This is a genomic window from Stenotrophomonas sp. 2694, from assembly GCF_040548715.1.
GTDB classification, from domain to species: domain Bacteria; phylum Pseudomonadota; class Gammaproteobacteria; order Xanthomonadales; family Xanthomonadaceae; genus Stenotrophomonas; species Stenotrophomonas indicatrix.
The window spans coordinates 23610-41959 of record NZ_JBEPSG010000005.1; the positions used below are offsets into that span (position 1 = coordinate 23610).

General features: G+C 65.2%; 15 protein-coding genes and 1 riboswitch. Of the genes, 9 read left to right on the forward strand and 6 right to left on the reverse strand.

From position 1 onward, the window contains the following. Nucleotides 1–216 precede the first annotated feature (216 nt). A complete protein-coding gene (locus ABIA73_RS08085) occupies nt 217–3669 on the forward strand; it encodes a hybrid sensor histidine kinase/response regulator (RefSeq protein WP_025878774.1) in 3453 nt (1150 codons plus the stop codon). Nucleotides 3670–3741: 72 nt separating this feature from the next. Here ABIA73_RS08085 and ABIA73_RS08090 read toward each other — a convergent pair whose 3' ends face one another. The 3 genes from ABIA73_RS08090 to acs form a co-directional block, all read right to left on the reverse strand. Further along, complete coding sequence (locus ABIA73_RS08090; RefSeq protein WP_032976929.1) at nt 3742–4317, reverse strand: manganese efflux pump MntP; 576 nt, start codon at nt 4315–4317, stop codon at nt 3742–3744. A gap of 89 nt (nt 4318–4406) precedes the next feature. Then, nucleotides 4407–4496, reverse strand: a riboswitch (yybP-ykoY riboswitch). A 288-nt stretch (nt 4497–4784) separates the two neighbouring features. Continuing rightward, nucleotides 4785–5450 carry a response regulator transcription factor gene (locus ABIA73_RS08095; RefSeq protein WP_006477308.1) on the reverse strand — a complete coding sequence of 222 codons (666 nt, stop codon included), beginning with the start codon at nt 5448–5450 and terminating at the stop codon, nt 4785–4787. 81 nt (nt 5451–5531) lie between these two features. After that, complete coding sequence (acs, locus tag ABIA73_RS08100; protein WP_025878776.1) at nt 5532–7475, reverse strand: acetate--CoA ligase; 1944 nt, start codon at nt 7473–7475, stop codon at nt 5532–5534. A gap of 245 nt (nt 7476–7720) precedes the next feature. Between acs and ABIA73_RS08105 the strand changes: the two genes are divergently transcribed. Together ABIA73_RS08105 and ABIA73_RS08110 are read left to right on the forward strand one after the other, a co-directional pair. Then, nucleotides 7721–9142 (forward strand): DcaP family trimeric outer membrane transporter, encoded by a 1422-nt coding sequence (locus ABIA73_RS08105; protein ID WP_025878777.1) that lies wholly within the window; start codon nt 7721–7723, stop codon nt 9140–9142. Nucleotides 9143–9255: 113 nt separating this feature from the next. After that, nucleotides 9256–10911 (forward strand): MFS transporter, encoded by a 1656-nt coding sequence (locus ABIA73_RS08110; RefSeq protein ID WP_025878778.1) that lies wholly within the window; start codon nt 9256–9258, stop codon nt 10909–10911. 281 nt (nt 10912–11192) lie between these two features. On the opposite strand, the gene ABIA73_RS08115 is transcribed toward ABIA73_RS08110, so the two are convergent. Next, nucleotides 11193–11828, reverse strand: a complete 636-nt coding sequence (locus ABIA73_RS08115; protein WP_154231536.1) for a hypothetical protein — start codon at nt 11826–11828, stop codon at nt 11193–11195. A 54-nt stretch (nt 11829–11882) separates the two neighbouring features. Continuing rightward, entirely contained in the window at nt 11883–12566 is a 684-nt protein-coding gene (locus tag ABIA73_RS08120) for a hypothetical protein (protein WP_354275622.1), read from the reverse strand. Nucleotides 12567–12847: 281 nt separating this feature from the next. Between ABIA73_RS08120 and ABIA73_RS08125 the strand changes: the two genes are divergently transcribed. The 4 genes from ABIA73_RS08125 (at nt 12848) to xth (ending at nt 16635) form a co-directional block, all read left to right on the forward strand. Further along, nucleotides 12848–13465 carry a hypothetical protein gene (locus ABIA73_RS08125; RefSeq protein WP_354275623.1) on the forward strand — a complete coding sequence of 206 codons (618 nt, stop codon included), beginning with the start codon at nt 12848–12850 and terminating at the stop codon, nt 13463–13465. 54 nt (nt 13466–13519) lie between these two features. After that, nucleotides 13520–14062, forward strand: a complete 543-nt coding sequence (tli1a, locus tag ABIA73_RS08130) for a Tli1a family immunity protein (RefSeq protein WP_354275624.1) — start codon at nt 13520–13522, stop codon at nt 14060–14062. Nucleotides 14063–14186: 124 nt separating this feature from the next. Next, a complete protein-coding gene (locus ABIA73_RS08135) occupies nt 14187–15599 on the forward strand; it encodes a coniferyl aldehyde dehydrogenase (protein ID WP_354275625.1) in 1413 nt (470 codons plus the stop codon). A gap of 268 nt (nt 15600–15867) precedes the next feature. Then, the gene (gene xth, locus ABIA73_RS08140) at nt 15868–16635 is read left to right on the forward strand and encodes an exodeoxyribonuclease III (protein WP_354275626.1); all 768 of its coding nucleotides are present in this window, start codon (nt 15868–15870) and stop codon (nt 16633–16635) included. A gap of 72 nt (nt 16636–16707) precedes the next feature. Here the strand turns inward: xth and ABIA73_RS08145 are convergent, their stop codons facing one another. Then, nucleotides 16708–16959, reverse strand: coding sequence for a GlsB/YeaQ/YmgE family stress response membrane protein (locus ABIA73_RS08145; protein ID WP_025878785.1), 252 nt, complete (start codon nt 16957–16959; stop codon nt 16708–16710). A gap of 84 nt (nt 16960–17043) precedes the next feature. Here ABIA73_RS08145 and ABIA73_RS08150 point away from each other — a divergent pair, with 84 nt between their 5' ends. Both ABIA73_RS08150 and rsmG read left to right on the forward strand, forming a co-directional pair. Continuing rightward, nucleotides 17044–17643, forward strand: a complete 600-nt coding sequence (locus ABIA73_RS08150) for a 4'-phosphopantetheinyl transferase family protein (protein WP_080149549.1) — start codon at nt 17044–17046, stop codon at nt 17641–17643. Between the two features lie 39 nt (nt 17644–17682). After that, complete coding sequence (gene rsmG, locus ABIA73_RS08155) at nt 17683–18321, forward strand: 16S rRNA (guanine(527)-N(7))-methyltransferase RsmG (protein ID WP_025878787.1); 639 nt, start codon at nt 17683–17685, stop codon at nt 18319–18321. Nucleotides 18322–18350: the final 29 nt, after the last annotated feature.

Here is an 18350-nt window from a genome sequence, read left to right on the forward strand (position 1 = left end):
ACCGTCTTCCGGTAGGTCCCCGCCGTTTCCTGGTAGGTCCCCACCGTTTCCTGGTGGGTGCCCACCTTTTCCTCTGGTGGGTGCCCACCGTTGGTGGGCACGGACGCCTCTGCCACGACCAACGGTCGTGACCCACCTTTGCGACCCCCCGTCGTGACCTACCATCACGATCAACGGTCGTGATCTACTGGCCCCTCCTCCGACGGAAACACGCGCTTGGTCTCCAGCTGGATCCTGCTGCTGGTCTCGGTTGCCTACGCTGCGCTGCTGTTCGGCGTGGCGTGGTGGGGCGACCGTCGGCCGATGTACCCGGACCGGCCGTGGCTGCGGCCGGTCGTCTACAGCTTGGCGCTGGCGGTGTACTGCTCGTCGTGGACCTTCTACGGCGCAGTCGGTACCGCCGTGCGCAATGGCGTGGGCTACCTGCCGATCTACATCGGTCCGTTGCTGCTGCTGCTGTTCGGCTGGCGCATCATCGAGCGCCTGGCGCTGATCGCGCGCAGCCAGAACGTGGTCTCCATCGCTGACTTCATTTCCTCGCGCTTCGGCCGCTCGCGGCGGCTGGCGGCGCTGGTGGCGATCATCGCGCTGATCGGCATCATTCCCTACCTCGCCCTGCAGTACAAAGCGGTGGCGATGAGCCTGCAGGTACTGACCGGCAACACCGGCCCGACCGGGTTCTTCAGCGATCCAGCCCTGTACGTGGCGTTGCTGATGGCGCTGTTCGCCACCCTGTTCGGTACCCGCCAGGTGGACGCCACCGAACACCACCACGGCATGATGCTGGCCATCGCGCTGGAGTCGGTGATCAAGCTGGTGGCGATGGTGGCGGTGGGCGTGTTCGCCTATGTCTGGCTCAGCGACCGCAACGAGGCGGTGGTGGAGTCGGTGCATACGCTGTTCACCGGGCTTCCGCCGGTGGGGTTCATTTCGCAGACGCTGCTCAGTTTCCTGGCCATCATCTGCCTGCCGCGCCAGTTCCATGTGGCGGTGGTGGAGTGCGGCGATGTGCGCGACGTGCGCCGCGCGCGCTGGATGTTCGGCGGCTACCTGGTCCTGATCTCGGCGATGGTGCTGCCGATCGCCACGGCCGGCATCAGCCTGTTCGGGACCGGAAGCGGCGTGGCCGACGACTCGATGGTGCTGGCGTTGCCGCTGGCCGAGGGCCGCAACGCGCTGGCACTGATCGCCTATATCGGCGGGTTCTCTGCCGCCACCGGCATGGTCATCGTGTCCTCGATCGCGTTGGCGACGATGGTCAGCAACGATCTGGTGATGCCGGTGCTGCTGCGTCGCAGTGGCGACCACCAGGAAGCGGCCGATGTCGCCTCGCGGGTGCTGTGGATCCGCCGGCTGGCGATCCTGCTGCTGGCACTGATGGCCTACAGCTACTACCGCAGCAGCAGCAACGACAGCACGCTGGCCTCGTACGGACTGATGGCGTTCGCCGCGGTGGCGCAGTTCGCGCCGGGCCTGATCGGTGGCCTGTACTGGCGCGGCGCCAGCCGTCGTGGCGTCGAGACCGGCATGCTGCTCGGCTTCGCCACCTGGCTGTACACCCTGCTGCTGCCGGCGATGACCATGGCCGGCTGGATGGATGCAGGCTGGGTGCAGCATGGTCCGTTCGGCATCGATTGGCTGCGGCCGCAACAGCTGTTCGGCATGACCGGCTGGGACCCGCTGACCCATGGCACGTTCTGGTCGCTGCTGGTCAACGCGGCGACGATGATGCTGGTATCGGCGCGTTGGCGTCCGGGCGTGGATGAGCGTCTGCGCGCTGCGCCCTTCCTCGATCCCTATGCCGAGCGGCCTTCAGTGGCCGGTGGTTGGCCGGGCCACGTGCACGTGGGTGACCTGCTGGCACTGGCCTCGCGCGTGGTCGGCGAGCGCCATGCGCGGCGCTCGTTCTTCGAACAGGCGCAGTCGCTGGGGCGCGAGCTGCAGTCCTCGGCACCGGCGGACCGGCCGTGGGTGCAGTTCACCGAGCGCCTGCTGGCCGCATCGATCGGGGCGGCGTCCGCGCGCCTGCTGCTGACCAGCCTCCTGCGTGGCTCCGGCATGGACCTGGGCGAAGTGGTGGCGGTGCTGGACGAAGCCGGGCAGGAACTGCGCTTCAACCGCGAGATCCTGTCGACCACCCTGGAAAACATCAGCGCCGGCGTCAGCGTGGTCGACCCGGACATGCGCCTGACCGCGTGGAACCGGCGCTACCAGGACATGTTCGGCTATCCCGACGGCATGCTCTACGTGGGCCGCCCGGTGGCGGATCTGATCCGCTACAACGCCGAGCGTGGCGAGCTGGGCGAGGGCGACATCGAAGTGCAGATCAACCGCCGCATCGGCTATATGCGCGCCGGTTCGCCGCACGTGTTCGAGCGCACCCGCAGCGATGGCAAGGTGATCGAAATGCGTGGCCAGGCACTGCCCGGCGGCGGCTACGTCACCAGCTACAACGACATCACCGACTACAAGCACGCCGAAAGGGCGCTGCTGGAAGCCAACGAAACACTGGAACAGCGCGTGGCCGAGCGCTCGCATGTTGCGGAAGTCGCACAGCAATCGAAGACCCGCTTCCTGGCGGCGATCAGCCATGACGTGCTGCAGCCGTTGAATGCGGCGCGGCTGTTCGCTTCGGCGCTGCGCGACAGCGACCATGTCAGTGATGAGCAGCGGCACCTGGCCGAACGCGTGGATGCGTCGCTGCGTGCGGCCGAAGAGCTGCTGGATGGGCTGCTGGATGTGTCGCGGCTGGATGCTGGTGGCCTGCATCCGGTGATCGGTGAATTCGATGTCAGCGCGTTGATGCGTGAGCTGGCCGCGCAGTACACGCCGGTTGCGGCCGGGCGTGGGCTGCGGCTGGATCTGTTCGCGCGTACCACCTGGGTGCGCAGTGATCGCCGCCTGCTGCGCCGCGTGCTGCAGAACTTCCTGGCCAATGCGCTGCGCTACACGCGGCAGGGGCGCATCGTGCTGGCCGTGCGCCAGCGCGGCGACGAAGTGGAGCTGCAGGTGTGGGATACCGGCCCCGGCATTCCCGAACACCACATGCGACAGATCTTCGATGAGTTCCACCGCTACCAGCAGCCGTTCGACTGGGGCGAGCAGGGCCTGGGGCTGGGCCTGTCGATCTGCCAGCGCATCTCGCGCCTGCTTGACCATCGCTTGAATGCCCGCAGCCGGGTTGGCAGTGGATCGATGTTCTCGATCATCCTGCCGCGGGTGGCGCCGTTGCCGGGATATACCGAAGCGCTCACCGTGGCGCAGGCCGCACCGCCGATCCGCAGCGATTCGCTGGCCGGCCTGCGCGTGCTGTGCGTGGACAACGACGAGGAGATCCTTGATGGCATGCGCGCGCTGCTGGGGCGCTGGCAGGTGCAGGTGATCACCGCATCGACGGTGGACCAGGCGTTGCAGAAGATCGCCGAGCGTCCGCAGGTGATGCTGGTGGACTACCACCTGCACGATCGCATGGATGGCCTGGATGCACTGGTGGCACTGCGCGAAGCGGCGGGCTATCCATTGCCCGGCGCGCTGCTTACCGCCGATGGCCGCGATGAACTGAAGCGGATGGCACGCGAGCGCGGCTATCGCCTGTTGACCAAGCCGATCAAGCCAGCCTCGCTGCGCGCGTTCCTGGGCGCGTTGCGGGATACCCGCGACAACGACTGAATCCACGCCACACGCGGATGACGAGCCCGGTAGTGCCGGCCGCTGGCCGGCAACCTCGCAATCGCCGGCAGGTTACGCCACGCCGTGCAGATGTTCGTACAGGATCGTCGCACCGATGATCACCAGGATCACGCCACCGATGATTTCGGCGCGCTTGCCGACCATGCTGCCGAGTGCGCGGCCAAGCATGATGCCGGCGGTGACCATGGTCAGCGTGCACAGGCCGATGACCGCCGCCATCACGCCGATATGCACGTCCATGAAGGCCAGGCCGATGCCCACCGCCATCGCGTCGATGCTGGTGGCGAAGCCGGTCAGTGCCAGCTTCCAGAAGCCATGGTGCTGCGACGGATCCTCATCGTCCTCGCCGCTGTCAGGGCGCAGGCCGTTGTAGATCATGTGGATGCCCAGTGCGCCGAGCAGGCCGAAGGCGATCCAGTGGTCGAAGGCTTCGACGTACTGCAGGGCGGCACGACCGAGCAGCCAGCCGATGATGGGCGTGATCGCCTCGATGACGCCGAAGATGATGCCGGCGCGCAGCGCATCACGGAACACCGGCCTGCGCATGGCGGCACCCTTGCCGATTGCGGCAGCGAAGGCATCGGTGGACATGGCAAAGCCGATCAGCAGGATCGAAACAGGAGACATGGGCGGCAGCAGAAGGTCGGGCAAGGACGGACGCACGGCTCGCGCTCGCGCCCAACCTGACGTTGCGCGCGCGGGCCGCTGGTCTCGCCAACCATCATGGTTGTCCACGCCACGGCGCACTGGCCGAGTATGTTGACGTGGACGATTCCTGCGTAGGAATCCGGCTACTCCCCAAGGGGACGCGAAGCTTAGCACCGCGATCCGCGCGTGGCGCATTTCGTGCGAAACGCGCAGGCACGGCTGGTTTGTATAGCGATGGCTATACCACGCGCGATACGGTAGCGCCGGGCCATGCCCGGCGGGCGCAGCGGGTAGTGCCGGCCGCTGGCCGGCACATGCAACGGCGAGAGCGTGCCAAGCAAGCGTGGCACCCACCAGAGCAGTTTCCGGTAGCGCCGGGCCATGCCCGGCGAGCGCAGCGGTGATACAGGTACAGGCGATTGCCGGCCAGCGGCCGGCACGAACCCTCAGTCTTCTTCCGGCGGCAGCACGATGGCGTCGTCGTCGATCGCCAGCTTGCCGGCCATCAGCACCGCCTGGGTGCGGTTGGTCACGCCCAGCTTGCGCAGGATCGCGGTCACGTGAGCCTTGATCGTCGCTTCGGAGACGTTGAGGTCGTAGGCGATCTGCTTGTTCAAGCGGCCCGCACCCAACATCTGCAGCACGCGGAACTGCTGCGGGGTCAGCTCGCGCAGGCGCTGGCCGACTTCGCGTTCTTCGCTGCCGGTCGGCGGCACGTTGTGTGCTTCCGGCGGCGCCCAGGTCTCGCCATCGAGGATGGTGCCGAGTGCATGGCCGATGGTGTCCGAGTCGGCGGATTTCGGAATGAAGCCCAGCGCGCCATGGTCGAGTGCACGCCGCATCACCGTGGCTTCTTCGCGTGCGGACACCACCACCACCGGCAGGTGCGGATGCAGCGAGCGCATGTGTACCAGTGCGTTGAAGCCCTGTGCGCCGGGCATGTTGAGATCCATCAGGACCAGGTCGGCGTCGTTGTGCTGGTCGGCCAGCGCATACAGCGCCTCCACGCTGTCGGCCTCGAACAGTTGAACGCCCGGAATGACCCGCTGCACGGCACCCCGCAGGGCTTCGCGGAACAACGGATGGTCATCGGCAATCAGGAGGGTGGTCATGGTCGGGGGGAACCGTGGGGGGAAAGCAGATGGGGTCAGAGCCCTTTCCTTGTGGAAAGGGATCCGACCCCGGGTAGCACATCAACGCACCTTGCGTTCGTCCACCAGCGACGCCACGACCGACGGATCGGCCAGGGTCGAGGTGTCGCCGAGCTGGTCCGGTGCGTTCTCGGCGATCTTGCGCAGGATGCGGCGCATGATCTTGCCCGAACGGGTCTTCGGCAGGCCCGGCGCCCACTGCAGGTGATCGGGCGTGGCGATCGGCCCGATCTCCTTGCGCACCCAGGCGACCAGCTCCTTCTGCAGCTCGTCGCTGGGCGCTTCTTCGGCCACCAGGGTGACGTAGGCATAGATACCCTGGCCCTTCACGTCGTGCGGGAAGCCGACCACGGCGGCTTCGGCCACCTTCGGGTGCGAGACCAGCGCGCTTTCCACTTCGGCGGTGCCGATGCGGTGGCCGGACACGTTGATCACATCGTCCACGCGGCCAGTGATCCAGTAGTAGCCGTCTTCGTCGCGGCGGCAGCCGTCACCGGTGAAGTAGCTGCCCGGGTAGGTGCGGAAGTAGGTGTCGATGAAGCGCTGGTGGTCGCCGTACACCGTGCGCATCTGGCCCGGCCAGGAGTCACGGATGATCAGGTTGCCTTCGGTCGGGCCGTCCTTGATCTCGCCATCGGCATTGACCAGGGCCGGCTGCACGCCGAAGAAGGGCAGGGTGGCCGAACCTGGTTTCAGATCCATCGCACCGGCCAGCGGCGAGATCAGGATGCCGCCGGTCTCGGTCTGCCACCAGGTATCGACGATGGGGCAACGGCTGTCGCCGACCACTTCGTAGTACCAGCGCCAGGCTTCCGGATTGATCGGTTCGCCGACGCTGCCAAGCAGGCGCAGCGAAGCGCGCGAGGTCTTCTTCACCGGCTCCTCGCCTTCGCGCATCAGCGCACGGATGGCGGTGGGGGCGGTGTAGAAGATCGACACCTTGTGCTTGTCGATCACGTTCCAGAAGCGCGAGGTGTCCGGGTAGTTCGGCACGCCTTCGAACATCAGCGAGGTCGCGCCGTTGGCCAGCGGGCCGTACACGATGTAGCTGTGGCCGGTGACCCAGCCGACGTCGGCGGTGCACCAGTAGATGTCGTCCTCGCGCAGGTCGAACACCGCTTCATGGGTGTACGCCGCGTACAGCAGGTAGCCGGCGGTGGTGTGCAGCACGCCCTTCGGCTTGCCGGTGGAACCGGAGGTGTAGAGGATGAACAGCGGATCCTCGGCGTTCATGGGTTCCGGCTCGCAGCTGGCCGGCTGGCTGTCGACCACATCATGGAACCAGCGGTCGCGCGGGGCCTGCATGTCCACCGCACCGCCGGTGTGGCGCACCACCAGCACGGTTTCCACGGTATTGGTGCCGGGCAGCTTCAGCGCCGCATCGACGTTGGCCTTCAGCGGAATCTTCCGGCCACCGCGCAGGCCTTCGTCGGCGGTGATGATCAGCTTGCTCTGGCAGTCGCTGACACGGTCGGCGATCGAATTCGGGGCGAAGCCACCGAACACCACCGAGTGGATCGCACCGATGCGCGCGCAGGCCAGCATGGCCACGGCAGCGTCGACGATCATCGGCAGGTAGATGGTGACCCGGTCGCCCTTCTTGACGCCCAGGTTGCGCAGCGCGTTGCCGAGACGGCAGGTGCGCTCGTAGAGCTCGCGATAGGTCACGTGCTGGGCCGGCGCGTCCGGGCTGTCCGGCTCGAACAGCAGGGCAGTCTTGTCGCCGCGCTTTTCCAGCTGGCGGTCCAGGCAGTTCACGCTGGCGTTGAGCTCGCCATCTTCGAACCACTTGATGTGGAAGTCGGACAGGTCGTAGCTGACGTTCTTGATCTTCGTCGGCTTGCGCGACCAGTCCAGCCGCTCGGCGGCCTTGCCCCAGAACGCATCCGGATCGGACACCGAGGCCTGGTACTGCTGTTCATAGGTGTTCTTGTCGATACGCGCCTTGGCGGCGAACTGCGGATCGACAGGGTAGAGATCAGCCATGGCACCCTCACTTGCACGTTGACTTTGTGTGTGCAGCCGCAGCATTGCAGCAGCCGTTCCCCCTCAGTTTGCCCCATCCACCCCCGGTCGCGTCACCACTTCGGTTAGACCTTGGTCGAAAGTCGGGGCCCTGCAGGCCCGGGTTCGACCAATGGCCAATAGCCGGTGCGTGCAAACGCCCCGCAGTCTCGGCTCGACCGTGCCCCACGCGCGGCATCACCTTGCCACTTGGGAGAGAGGGCAACATGAGCCACCGTACGTTGAAAGCCGTGCGCACACCTTTGGCGGCCTGCCTGTTGGTCGCCCTGGTCGCACCGGGCATGGCGTTCGCCGAGACCGCCAAAGAGAAGGCACTGGAGTCACGCGTCGCCGAACTGGAGCGGCAGGTGCAGGCGCTGCTGGCGTCGCAGCAGCAGCAACAGACCCAGATCGTGCAGACCCAGCAGGCGGTCACCGACGTCCGCACGCTGCAGGCCGAACAGAAGCCGGCGGTGCCTGCGGGCAAGCAGCCGATCCAGGTCACCACCATCACCCCCGGCGCGGCGCCGGGCACCACGGTCAAGATCGGCGGTTTCATCAAGGCCGATTTCCTGGCCACCCAGACCAGCGATGGCCAGCTGGCCGACGACGCCACCGGCCGCTCGCTGTACCTGCCCGGGCAGACTCCGGTGGAAGGCGCCGGCGGCAGCGGCAAGCGCTCGGACGTGGACTACAACGCCCACGCCAAGTTCTCGCGCTTCAACCTGGGCATCGACAACGTCAGCGAGTCGGGCAACAAGGCCGGCGCGTTCTTCGAGATGGATTTCTTCGGCAACTCGCTGGGCAACCAGACCGCCACCAACACCTATGGCGTGACCCTGCGCCATGCGTACATGTACTGGAACAACTGGATGGCCGGCCAGACCTGGTCGAACTTCATGGATGCGGCGTCGTTGCCGGAAGCGGTCGACTTCGTCGGTCCCACCGATGGTGTGATCTTCGTGCGCCAGGCGCAGGTGCGTTACACCCAGGGTGGCTTCAGCGTCGCGCTGGAGAATCCGGAAACGACCACCCTCACCGGTACGCGCAATCCGGTCACCGGCGCCTGGACCAATGCCAGCGCCAATTCCGATCGCGGCAGCCTGCCGGACCTGACCCTGCGTTATGGCTGGAAGGGTGACTGGGGCACGTTCGGTGTTGGCGGTATCGTCCGTCAGCTGAAGGTCGACAACCAGGCCACCGGCGCAAAGGCCGACAAGGTGGCCGGTGGCCTGACCCTGGGCGGCAAGTGGGTGATGGGTGACAGCGATTCGCTGCACTACCAGTTCACCGGTGGCGAGGGCATCGCCCGTTACATCGGCCTGGGCATTACTGCGGATTCGGCCTATGACGTGGCCCGTGACGAGCTCAACCCGACCGGTGTGATCGCCGGCTATGTCGGTTGGCGCCATGCGTTCTCGCCGAAGCTGCGCACCAACCTGATCTACGCGCGCAGCGACTACGACAACGACAGCATCCTCGGCCCGCTGGTGACCAAGAGCGTGCAGAGCATCCGCGGCAACATCTTCTACTCGCCGCTGCCCAAGGTCGATGTCGGTGCCGAGCTGATGTACGGCAAGCGCGAGATAGAGAACGGCAACAAGGGCGATATCACCCGTCTGCAGTTCACTACGAAGTACAGCTTCTAAAGGAGTGCCGACCAGGGTCGGCACCTACCAAGAATGAGTGCCGACCAATGGTGTCGGCACCTACCTAGACTGCGTGCCGACCGAGGTCGGCACCTACAGAGGGAAAGCTTCCCATGTCCACAACACCTGCACCGGCGAAAGCCCAACTAACCCAGGGACACAAGAAGGTCATCTTCGCGTCCAGCCTGGGCACCGTTTTCGAGTGGTACGACTTCTTCCTGTACGGCTCGCTTGCGGCGATCATCGCCAAGCAGTTCTTCAGTGGCGTCAATGAAACCACGGGCATGATCTTCGCCCTGCTGGCCTTCGCGGCCGGCTTCTTCGTGCGCCCGTTCGGTGCGGCCTTCTTCGGCAGCCTCGGCGATCGCATCGGCCGCAAGTACACCTTCCTGGTCACCATCCTGATCATGGGCATCTCGACCTTCCTGGTCGGTGTGCTGCCCAACTACGCCTCTATCGGCTTCGCCGCGCCGGTGATCCTGATCATCCTGCGCCTGGCCCAGGGCCTGGCCATGGGCGGCGAGTACGGTGGTGCGGCGACCTACGTGGCCGAACACGCGCCGGACGACAAGCGTGGCCTGTACACCAGCTTCATCCAGTGCACGGCCACCCTCGGCCTGTTCATGTCGCTGCTGATCATCCTGGCCTGCCGCTACTTCCTCGGCAACGAAGCGTTCGAAGCCTGGGGCTGGCGCATTCCGTTCCTGGTCTCGATCGTGCTGCTGGGTGTGTCGGTGTGGATCCGCCTGCAGCTGAGCGAGTCGCCGCTGTTCCAGCAGATGAAGTCGGAGGGCAAGGGTTCCAAGACGCCGTTCCGTGACAGCCTGAAGGGCGGCAACCTGAAGCTGATGCTGCTGGTGCTGCTCGGCGCCGCAGCGGGCCAGGCGGTGGTCTGGTATGGCGGCCAGTTCTACGCGCTGTTCTTCCTCAGCAGCATGCTGAAGGTCGATGCCACCACCTCCTACTTGCTGATCGCCGCCGCGCTGGCGCTGGGCGTGCCGTTCTTCATCTTCTTCGGCTGGCTGTCCGACCGTATCGGCCGCAAGAAGATCATCCTGGCCGGCTGCCTGTTGGCCGCAATCACCTACATCCCGATCTTCAAGGGCCTGACCCACTTCGCCAACCCGGCCATCGAAGAGGCCCGCAGCAGTTCGCCGGCCCTGGTCGTGGCCGACCCGACCACCTGCTCCTTCCAGTTCGATCCGGTGGGCCTGCGCAAGTTCACCAGCTCCTGCGACGTCGCCACCGCCGCGCTGACCAAGGCCGGTGTGCCGTATGACGTGCAGCCGGCCGCTGCTGGTTCGCTGGCGATGGTCAACGTGGGCAGTGCCAGCGTCACTTCGTACGAGGCCGCTGGCCTGACCAAGGAAGAAGGCAAGGCCAAGGCCGACGCGTTCGGTGCCGAGCTGAAGACAGCATTGACCGGCGCTGGTTATCCCGCCAAGGCTGATGGTTCGCGCATCAACTACGCAGGCACGATCCTGATGCTGTGGCTGCTGGTGCTGTACGTGACCATGGTCTACGGCCCGATCGCCGCCTACCTGGTCGAACTGTTCCCGACCCGCATCCGCTACACCTCGATGTCGCTGCCGTACCACATCGGCAACGGCTGGTTCGGTGGCTTCCTGCCGGCGATCTCGTTCGCGCTGGTGGCCGGTACCGGCAACCTGTACTACGGGTTGTGGTACCCGATCATCATCGCGCTGATGTCGGTGGTGATTGGTGGCCTGTTCCTGCGCGAGACGAAGAACGTGGACATCACCAAGTAAGAATGATGTTCATCGAATGAAGGAGAGGCCGTGGTGCAGACCACGGCCTTTTCGTTTCCCTGTAGCGCCGAGCCATGCTCGGCGACCGCGCAACGCGCGGCACAAAACTCCGCAGACACGAACAAACAGCGCTGAATGCCTTCATCGCGGTTGACAAGCATCCGAAGCCACCGCCCGTATCGCGACCGGGGTCGGATCCCTTTCGCAGGCGAAAGGGCTCTGACCTCTACCTCCAGAGGCAGTGCGAGGTAGAGCCGAGAGCGGTCGACCAACGGTCGATGCTAATCGCCGTACAGCGCTTGCCTCTGCGAGGGAGTGACGCCAAAGATCCCCGCGTCGATCAGCTTCCTGTAGTGGTCTCTGTTGCGTGGACCCGGCGGGTCGCAACGAAGCAGATTGTCGAGGGAACCATCGGGCGCATCCGAAGGACTCCGATGACCTGACGCATAATCCTCTGCGGTAGCGCCTTCTTCGGTCAGGGTGACAGGTGGGAGGCCGGGAGATGCCCAGTTGCCAATGTCATTGAATGACCCGCCACAGAACTGGCCGGTCTGCCGCGTAACCATGCAACCGCTGCGCGTGTTCATGAACCCACAGTACGGAACCTCATGCATGAAGCGATCTCCATCCGGAGAAGCGACCTCACCGGATTCCACGTCAGTGACAAGCACATACCGGCCGTCAGGAGACGTCGCCGGATCGGCATCGTGTTCGAACAGAGAGTAGGAGCGCTCGCTCAGCTCTATCCGACGCACCAGCTTGCCATGCCTCATGACCGACACGTTCCGGTAGCGACCGTTCTCCTCACCGTCATACCGCAGCGTGATGTCACTGCCAGCCTGTGTCCACTTCTCGTTGCCAGCTTTTGCGTCCACTGGTGAAGCCAGTGATGGGAGCAAAGTGAAGACCAGGCTCAACATACTCATCCTCTCGGAAACGGTCATTTGCAAGCGAGGAAGATGCCATGGGCATCAGCGGCTTGCGGCGGCCCCTTCTGTGCATTCGCCTTCCTGCTCCAGCTGTCGTCTTGAAAACTCCTTGATGCAGAACGCTCGCTGTTCACTCTCATCGCCCGCTTGTCTGATCCGATTAAGCAACTGATCGACGCCGGGGCAATGCGCAACACGAGCGGCAACGAGGTTGCACACGGGAACAAAGGGGAAGTGCACGTCATGGCGTGGAATGTTCAGCTTCTCGTCCCAGGCCTGGAGCGGAAAGAGCACATGCAGCAACCCGTCCACCGCTTCATCTTCGCGTGGTCGCGTAAGGGCGGTATCCGGCGCATCCTCGAGCAATCTGGCATATGCATCCAGAAAGAGACGGCCTCGATGATCGTGCTCTGCGGGTGTCGTCGCCCGCCGCAGGGCGATGTAGAACGAGAAGAGGCTGTCTACATCGGGTCCGCCGCAGGTCACACCGGACGAACGTGAGCTGCCATTGACGGGAATCTGTACACGGCAGGTAGTACGCTCGAGCCTCTCAGCAAGCGCCTCGAGCACCCTGCCAATACTGGCACCGGGTGTGGCATCGCCCTCAAGCTCGCCGACGACGGTGGCCAGGGTGTCGCCCAACAATGGGATGTGTCCGTGCTCGGCGTTCAGGCCGATTGCCGCGACATCAATGGACTGCTCGCTGGCATCGGAAACTCCGGCCATGAGAAGACATCCGATCAGAAATGCATGTGCGCGTCGCATCTACGCATGTTGTTGGAGGTGGGACACTACCTTCAGCACGCTGACGTCCTGCGGCAATGAAACAAGTACGAATCTACATATCAGCCCAGTACTCGATCGTGCCGGTGTGAGGTGACGTATCCAGCCCCACGGAAGACTGGGATTGCTAGCCAGAACTGCCAACCTCTGACGCAAATGGCCCGAATTTTCTCTATTCGTCAGTGCGTCCCATAGCATGAGTGAATCATCGAATCGGATCGGGCATGCGCAGCGTACTTCTGGCAGTGATCATCACTGTCTCAGCGTCAGCGGCCGACGCAGAAATGCATGCAGCTGCCGACGGCTTGGCGCCGCAGGGCAGGCTGCGAGTCGAGGAAAGATCGCCCGTAATCAAGCAACTGTGCGAGACAGAGACGGTCTGGCTGTCCTGGAACGACGCAGTACCAAACGCAACATTGGTGAGCTGCGATTGCAGTTGCACGTCGCATAACAACTCAGGATGGCTTGTCGAGGCACAGCCGGAAGACGACACCTATCGGGTACATCGCGTCTCTCTCGGAAAGGTCTTCAGTCCCAGGGAGTTCCGTCGGGCTGGCGTGCGAATTCAGGACATCGTCTTGTCGCATCCGTGGTGTTCAGTCGCCAAACCGAGCATGCCGATGAATGCGATCTTTGCGACGTTGGTGAAGCAGCCCAAGGAATCGGGCGATGAGGCCTACTGCTTTACGCCCCACTTCTTCGTAGGTGATCGGAATGTCTCCCTGAAGAGGATTCCAATGCCGGGCGAACAGTTCTCCGACGCGCCCGCAGTGGGATCAGCACTGATCGCGCGGGAGGTCGAGATGCTGCGTGACTGGAGGCGGAAGTTTGCACCTGAGTAGCGCATTCGTTCCCTCGGACAAAGCATGAGGGCTATACATTCCGGAGTTTCAGTGATGTTTGTTTTGAAGCGCGTGGCACTGGCATTTCTTGCTGGCCCACCTCTGCTCTTATCTGCTGACGCTGTGGATGCCAGTGCGATGTACGGCGTCAACCACACCCATTGGGCGATCAACCGGTTCAGTGTCGATGGCCGTTCAGCCATTGACATCATTGGCCCATATCAAGGCGGGGGTGGAGCCTGCTGCTACGGCGCACCAGAGCGCTGGTATCCGGGGCTGGCGGTGCGGGTTGACTGGGAAACGGGTGCCGGAAGCACAATAGATTTTCCTGGGACAGAGGATTGGTCCAAAGTTCTGGCTTGGAGAGAAAAAATCCTGGCGCAGAAGCGCAGACACAGCAAAGTCGTCCCCGTCCCGGATTACACCGACCAGGAGGTCTGCGGCCTCACCGTGCATTTCCTGCCCTGTGATGAGATTCAGGTCACCACCTCCTGTTACGCCTACGGCAGCCCCGAGTACCCAATCAAGACCCCGCTTGAATTGCCAGAACCGCAGTCATGCCCGGCAGAACGTACCGACCAGCAGAAGGCCCAGTGATGGACGCGTTCATTGCGAAGGGTGCACGCATGCACGTTTGTGGCGAGGTTCCCGAATGAGGCCATGCGCCACGGCGTGAAGGTTGGCATGCGAGTCGAGCACGGCTCGACTCTACAATCGGCCCATGACCACCACCACCACGCCGACCGACCTCCCCGCCATCTTGCACACTCTGCGCAGCGCGTGGCAGGCCCAGCGCCCGTCGCTTGACCAGCGAGAAGCCGACCTGCGCCGCCTGCGCGCGGCGTTGAAGGACCGCATGGACGAAATGGCCCAGGCCATCGCCGAAGACTTCGGCCACCGCGCCCACGTGGAATCGAAGCTGGCCGATGGCATGAGCGTGCTGTCGGCCATCGACCACCTGCGTCGCCACCTGCGGCGCTGGTCGAAGCCGCAGCGGGCATCGGCTGGCTGGAAGCTATGGCCGGCGCGCGCGCAGCTGCGGCCGATGCCGCTGGGCGTGGTCGGGGTGATCTCGCCGTGGAATTATCCGGTCACGCTGGCGTTGGTGCCGCTGGCCACCGCGATTGCCGCCGGCAACCATGTGCTGCTGAAACCCTCCGAACACACCCCGCGCACCAGCGCGTTCCTGGCCGATCTGCTGGCCAGCGTGTTTCCGCCCGATCGCGTGGCGGTGGTGCAGGGTGGGGCGGACGTGGCTGCAGCGGTCTCATCGTTGCCGCTGGACCACCTCGTGTTTACCGGTTCCACCGCGGTCGGCCGCAAGGTGATGGCGGCGGCGGCCGATCATCTGGTGCCGCTGACGCTGGAACTGGGCGGCAAGTCGCCGGCGATCGTCTGCCGCGATTTCCCGTTGGACAAAGCCGCTGCGCGGCTGGCCACCGGCAAGTGGTTCAACGCCGGCCAGACCTGCATTGCGCCGGATTACGTGCTGATCGACAGCGTGCGCCAGCGTGAGTTCGTGCAGGCGCTGCAGCAGCAGGTGCGCGAGCGCTATGGTGATTTCAGCGATGCCGACGATTACACGCGAATCATCAACGAGGGCCAGTACCGGCGCCTGCAGGGCTATCTGGCGCAAGCCCGCGAACGCGGCGTGCCGGTGATTCCGCTGGCGCAGGTGGATGACGCGCGCGCCGATCGCGAGCGGCTGCTGGTGCCGACCGTGGTGCTGGACCCGCCGGATGACCTGGACCTGATGCGCGATGAGATCTTCGGCCCGCTCCTGCCGGTGCGCGCCTATCCGGACCTGGATGCGGCGCTGGCCGACATCGTGGCCCGCGACCGGCCGCTGGCACTGTATCCCTTCAGCCACGACACGGCCACGGTGGAGCGCATTCTCGGCCAGGTGCTGGCCGGCGGGGTCACGGTCAACGACACCCTGCTGCATTTCGCCGCCGATGGCTTGCCGTTTGGTGGGGTGGGCGCCAGTGGCATGGGGGCGTACCACGGGCGGGCCGGGTTTGAAGCGATGAGCAAGCTGTTGCCGGTGCTGTGGCAGTCGCGCTGGGCGGCCAGTGATCGGCTGCGGCCACCGTATTCGAAGATTGCGGGGTTGTTGAAACTGCTGCTGCGGTGAATCCAGGCAAGGCGTGCATCCAGTGGTAGTGCCGGCCGCTGGCCGGCAGGTGCAGGGTCTTGCTGGAAGGGTCATCGGGTTGCCGGCCAGCGGCCGGCACTACCGGTAGGGGCCAACCCGCGCGGCCCGTTCTGGTAGGGGCCAACCTTGGTTGGCGCGCGTGAACCCCAAGCGCCGACCAAGTTCGGCCTCTACGAAGGCAACAGCGGGAAGCAAAGCGCCGACCAAGGTCGGCCTCTACCCAAGCCCACCCGGGTAGAATGCCCGCATGAAAATCGCCTCGTGGAACGTCAATTCGCTCAATGTCCGCCTGCCGCACCTGGAGCAGTGGCTCAAGGACTTCGGCCCGGACATCGTCGGCATCCAGGAAACCAAGCTGGAGGACCACAAGTTCCCCGACTCGGCGCTGGTCGCCGCCGGTTACCGCAGCGTGTTCGCCGGGCAGAAGACCTACAACGGCGTGGCGCTGGTGTCGCGCGAGCCGGCGCAGGACGTGCAGATCGGCATTCCCGGCTTCGAGGACGAGCAGAAGCGGGTCATCGCCGGCACCTTCGGCGACCTGCGGGTGATCAACCTGTACGTGGTCAACGGCCAGGACGTGGGCACCGACAAGTACGAGTACAAGCTGCGCTGGCTGGAGGCGGTGCACGCGTGGATCGCCGAAGAACTGCAGCGGCATCCGAAGCTGATCGTGATGGGCGACTTCAACATCGCCCCCGATGCGCGCGACGTGCATGACCCGGAGGTGTGGAACGACAACCACATCCTGACCTCCATTGCCGAGCGCGGCGCACTGAACAAGCTGCTGCAGCTGGGCCTGCACGATGGCTTCCGCCTGCACAACGATGAGGCCGGCACCTTCAGCTGGTGGGACTACCGCGCAGCGGGTTTCCGCCGCAACCTCGGCCTGCGCATCGACCTCACCCTGGTCTCCGACGCGCTGAAGGGCACTGCGGTGGCCTCGGGCATCGACCGCGAGCCGCGCACCTGGGAACGTCCCAGCGATCATGCGCCGGCGTGGGTGGAATTGGGTTGAACGAACGGGGCCCGGCGATTGCCGGGCCCGTTGCGATGCATCTGCCGGCCAGCGGCCGGCACTACCGCCGCGTCAGCGTATGCTCTTGCGGGTGAACAGGTTGACGATGGCCAGAAGAATCACCGCGCCGATCAGCGAGAACAGGAACGTGCGCAGGGTGATCGCTTCATTGATGCCGCCGCCGAACAGCCAGCCGGAAATCAGTGCGCCGACGATGCCCACCACGATGTTGAGGATGATGCCCTGCTGGCCATCGCGCTTCATGATGATGCTTGCCAGCCAGCCGACGATGCCGCCGACGATCAGCCAGATGATGATGCCCATGATCGACTCTCCGGTGGATAACCGCGTCCAGTTGACGCGCAATGCCGTGAACCCGCTGTGCAATCCTGTGATGGGCGCGTGCGGATGAGCCTGCCAGCCACCCTTGAGGGCCCCTGGCGGTTTGGTCCGGTTACCGTCTGGCGCTGCCCGCACGTCCCCGGCCAGCGCGGTGAGCCGCAGGCCCGGCAGGTGCTGGCACAGGCCCTGGGGGGCGATCCGGATGCGCTGCCGCTGGTGCGCGACGACAAGGGCCGGCCGGAACTGAGCGGCGCGCTCGCCCACTACGGCACCGGCTGGAGCCACAGCGGCGAGGTGCTGCTGGTAGCGCTGGGCGAGGGCGTGCGGCTGGGCGTGGACCTGGAACTGCTGCGGCCGCGCCCGCGCATGCTGGAAATCATCCAGCGCTTCTTCCATCCCGACGAAGTGGCCTGGCTGCAGGGCCTGGACGAGGCCGACCGCGAACACTGGTTCTTCCGCGTCTGGTGTGCCAAGGAAGCGATGCTGAAGGCGCACGGGCAGGGCATTTCCTTCGGCCTGCACCGCCTGCAGCTGGCCCCGGCCGACGATGGCGCCCTGCACCTGCGCTGGTGTGACCCGGCGCTGGGCGAGGCCGCGCGCTGGCACCTGCACGAATGGCAGGCCAGCGGACAATTCCGCGCCGCATTGGCCTGGTATCCGCAGTGAATCGGCGAATCAACGGCGAAAACCGGCGATAATGCCGGCATGAGCGAACACGATCTTCCCGCCGGCGTAGCGAACACGCTGCAGCAGGGCCTGGCCAGCATGGGCCTGGCCGCCGAGCTGGCCCCGCCGCTGCTGCGCTACCTGGCGCTGCTGCACCGCTGGAACGGCACCTACAACCTCACCGCCATCCGCGATCCGCAGGAAATGGTCACCCGCCATCTGCTCGATTCGCTGGCGATGCAGCCGTTCGTGGCCGATGGCAGCCTGGCCGACCTCGGTACCGGCCCCGGGTTGCCGGGCATCCCGCTGGCGATCGCCTGCCCGGGCCTGCAGGTCACCCTGGTGGAAAGCAACGGCAAGAAGGCCCGCTTCATGCGCGAGGCCGTGCGCCAGCTGGGCCTGGGCAATGCCCGCGTGGCCGAATCGCGCGCCGAAGCGCTGGCCGAGCCAGGCAGCTACGACCAGCTGACCGCGCGCGCGATGGACACCCTGGCCGGCATCGTCCGCGTCGGTGGCCACCTGCTGCGCCCCGGTGGCGTGTTGCTGGCCATGAAAGGCGTCTACCCGCATGAGGAGATCGCAGCGCTGCCGGCCGGTTGGCAGGTGCGCGAGGTGGTCCCGCTGAGCGTGCCCGGCCTGGCCGGTGAACGCCATCTGGTCACCGTCACAGGTCCCTGAACCCCGCCGCCCGCCCCTTGTGGAACAAG

Coding starts and splice junctions, on each gene's coding strand:
- xth (WP_354275626.1), top strand. CDS start 15,868: ATGAAAATCGCCTCGTGGAACGTCAATTCGCTCAATGTCCGCCTGCCG.
- tli1a (WP_354275624.1), top strand. CDS start 13,520: ATGTTTGTTTTGAAGCGCGTGGCACTGGCATTTCTTGCTGGCCCACCT.
- ABIA73_RS08135 (WP_354275625.1), top strand. CDS start 14,187: ATGACCACCACCACCACGCCGACCGACCTCCCCGCCATCTTGCACACT.
- ABIA73_RS08145 (WP_025878785.1), bottom strand. CDS start 16,959: ATGGGCATCATCATCTGGCTGATCGTCGGCGGCATCGTCGGCTGGCTG.
- ABIA73_RS08125 (WP_354275623.1), top strand. CDS start 12,848: ATGCGCAGCGTACTTCTGGCAGTGATCATCACTGTCTCAGCGTCAGCG.
- ABIA73_RS08150 (WP_080149549.1), top strand. CDS start 17,044: ATGAGCCTGCCAGCCACCCTTGAGGGCCCCTGGCGGTTTGGTCCGGTT.
- ABIA73_RS08090 (WP_032976929.1), bottom strand. CDS start 4,317: ATGTCTCCTGTTTCGATCCTGCTGATCGGCTTTGCCATGTCCACCGAT.
- ABIA73_RS08110 (WP_025878778.1), top strand. CDS start 9,256: ATGTCCACAACACCTGCACCGGCGAAAGCCCAACTAACCCAGGGACAC.
- acs (WP_025878776.1), bottom strand. CDS start 7,475: ATGGCTGATCTCTACCCTGTCGATCCGCAGTTCGCCGCCAAGGCGCGT.
- rsmG (WP_025878787.1), top strand. CDS start 17,683: ATGAGCGAACACGATCTTCCCGCCGGCGTAGCGAACACGCTGCAGCAG.
- ABIA73_RS08105 (WP_025878777.1), top strand. CDS start 7,721: ATGAGCCACCGTACGTTGAAAGCCGTGCGCACACCTTTGGCGGCCTGC.
- ABIA73_RS08120 (WP_354275622.1), bottom strand. CDS start 12,566: ATGGCCGGAGTTTCCGATGCCAGCGAGCAGTCCATTGATGTCGCGGCA.
- ABIA73_RS08095 (WP_006477308.1), bottom strand. CDS start 5,450: ATGACCACCCTCCTGATTGCCGATGACCATCCGTTGTTCCGCGAAGCC.